Raw genomic sequence first — 2,399 nt, 5'->3', positions numbered from 1 at the left:
CGCCGAAGTCGCCGAACCGCCGCACCAACGCACCGAGAACCTGCGGCGCGAGGTCGCGCAGCAGGCCCTCGGTGTTGACCGGTTCGCTCCTGTGTTGAATGGTTCGCTCCGCTCCTGCGCTACTCGCCGTCTTCCCTCCTCTCGTGCACTGTGTTGGATTGTTCGCTCCGCTTCTCCGCTACTCGCCGTCTTCCTCCGTGCGATGCTCGGCGCTGGCGCGCCTGCGCTTCTCCTCCGTCCAGACGGCGAACGCTCCGTCACTCTCGCTCACTGTGTTGGATGGTTCGCTTCGCTTCTCCGCTACTCGCCGTCTTCCCTCCTCGCGTGCTCGGCGCTGGCGCGCCTGCGCGCGCTCGTCAGTCCAGACGGCGAACGCTCCGGCGCTCCCGCTCACGGCACGGGCACGGGCTGGGAGCGGTCACAGGTCGGGGGCGCCGAACGCGTCCATGATCGGGCGGATCTCGATGGTGTCGCCGACCGCGTCCGCTACCCGGGCGCCGATCTCCACGGCCCGGTCGTAGCTCTCGCAGTCGATGATGGCGTAGCTCGCCAGCACCTCCTTGACCTCGGCGTACGGCCCGTCGGTGACCTCCGCGCCGGCGGCGCCCGGGCGGATCGTCTTCGTGTGCGACGGGTGGGCCAGGCCCTCGGTGGTCACGAACTCGCCGGACTCGGTGAGCTCCTTGCCCAGCGCCCCGTAGAACTCGCACGCGGCCTGGATGTCCGGCGGCAGCGGGCCGTTCGGGTCGAAGTCGGCCAGCGCGTTCTGCCAGGCCTGCGCGTTGGTGTAGGCGAGCATCAGGTACTTCATCGTCACTCCTCCAGCCGTGGTGCCCCGGTGGCACATCTCGCGGAGACGTCGGAGCCGGTCGGCCCACGGGGACAGCCCGCGGCAAAAAACTTAGCTGGAAAAAGTTCCGCGTGGGATGTCCGAATCGCCGCGGCGGCTCCGACCCATCCGGGACCGACCCCGCAGGAGAGGACGAAGAGATGACGAAGACCCGCCGGCGAGCGCTCACCGTGGCGCTGCTCGCGACCCTGGTAGCCACCCTGCTCACCACCCCCGCCCGGGCCACCGAGGCGACCCGCACCTACACCGGCACCATCGACGGCGCCGAGTTCCGGGTCGAGGTGCCGGCCCGGTGGAACCACACGCTCGTGCTCTACAGCCATCCCTACTACACACCCCAGGTGCCCGGCGGCATCGGCCACGCGGGCCGCGCCGAGACGCAGGCGTGGCTGCTCGACCACGGCTACGCGCTCGCCGCGTCGGACTTCAAGGGCCGCAACGGGTTCGTGGTCCAGGACGCGCTCGAGGACCAGGTCAACCTGCTCGACTGGGTCGACCGGCACGTCGGCAGGCCCCACCGCACGGTCGCGACCGGCTCGTCGATGGGTGCCGCCTTGGCCATCATGCTGGCCGAGCGCAACCCGGGCCGGATCGACGGCGTGGCGGCGATGTGCGGGCCGCTCGACCTGAACGGCACCTGGAACGTGTCGCTGGACATCACGTTCGCGCTGCGCACGCTGCTCGCCCCGGACGCCGGCATCGACCTCGTGCGCCCGCGTGACGCCGCGGCCAGCGTGGGGGCGCTCGACGCCGCGGTCGGCACGGCGGTCGACTCGCCGCAGGGCCGCGCCCGGGTGGCGCTCGCCAACAGCTTCGGCAACGTCGACGGCTGGGGCTCCGCGCACCAGCCGAAGCCGCCGACGGTCGAGGGGCAGGTGCGCGCGATGGCCGCGCTGGACCAGCTGTTCTTCGTCGGCACGTTCGGCCCGGTCGGCCGGGTGGACCTGGAGCGCCGGGCGGGCGGCAACCCGTCGTTCAACACCGGCGTGGACTACCGGCGCCAGCTCGCCCGCTCCACCCAGCGCGACCTGGTGGTCCAGGCCTACCGCGACGCCGGCCTGGACCTCGAGGCCGACCTCGACGCGCTGGCAGCCGCGCCGCGCATCGCGCCGGACCCGAAGGCGCTCGCGTGGATGTACCGCTACGCCGTGCCGCGCGGCACGACGCCGTCGCCGGTGCTCACCCTGCACAACATCGCCGACGGCGCCGACCCGGCCAACGAGCGCTGGTACGCCGGCCAGGTCGAGCGGCGCGGTGACCCGGGCAGCCTGCGCCAGCTGTGGGCGGGCCGGGCGACGCACTGCGCGTTCAGCGCGGCCGAGGAGATCGTGGCGATGCGGGCCCTGTTCGCGCGGGTGGCGACGGGCCGGTGGCCGAGCCTGGACCCGGCGCAGCTGAACGCGGCGGCGGGCCGGCTGGCCGAGCCGTTCCAGCGGGTGTTCGACTTCGCGACCTTCACCGACCTGCCCCGCCCGCCCGCGTTCACCGAGTTCAGCCCTGGTCACCAGCCCCGTCCTTCGCACTGAGCGAAGTGATCACCGATACCGAG

Annotated in this window: 2 protein-coding genes; one reads left to right on the top strand and one right to left on the bottom strand. The window is 72.4% G+C overall.

Going from position 1 to position 2,399, the window contains the following annotated elements:
* Positions 1–418: 418 nt before the first annotated feature.
* A complete protein-coding gene (locus VGD70_RS31860) occupies positions 419–811 on the bottom strand; it encodes a YciI family protein (RefSeq protein ID WP_331087954.1) in 393 nt (130 codons plus the stop codon).
* Positions 812–990: 179 nt separating this feature from the next.
* On the opposite strand from VGD70_RS31860, the gene VGD70_RS31855 reads away from it, so the two are divergent.
* Positions 991–2,376, top strand: a complete 1,386-nt coding sequence (locus VGD70_RS31855) for an alpha/beta hydrolase family protein (RefSeq protein ID WP_331087952.1) — start codon at positions 991–993, stop codon at positions 2,374–2,376.
* The last annotated feature ends 23 nt before the right edge of the window (positions 2,377–2,399 follow it).

This window comes from Actinophytocola sp. (assembly GCF_036402745.1).
Taxonomy (GTDB): Bacteria; Actinomycetota; Actinomycetes; order Mycobacteriales; family Pseudonocardiaceae; genus Actinophytocola.
The sequence above is the reverse complement of the archived record's forward strand: the minus strand, read 5'-3'. Positions and strand labels throughout refer to the sequence as shown.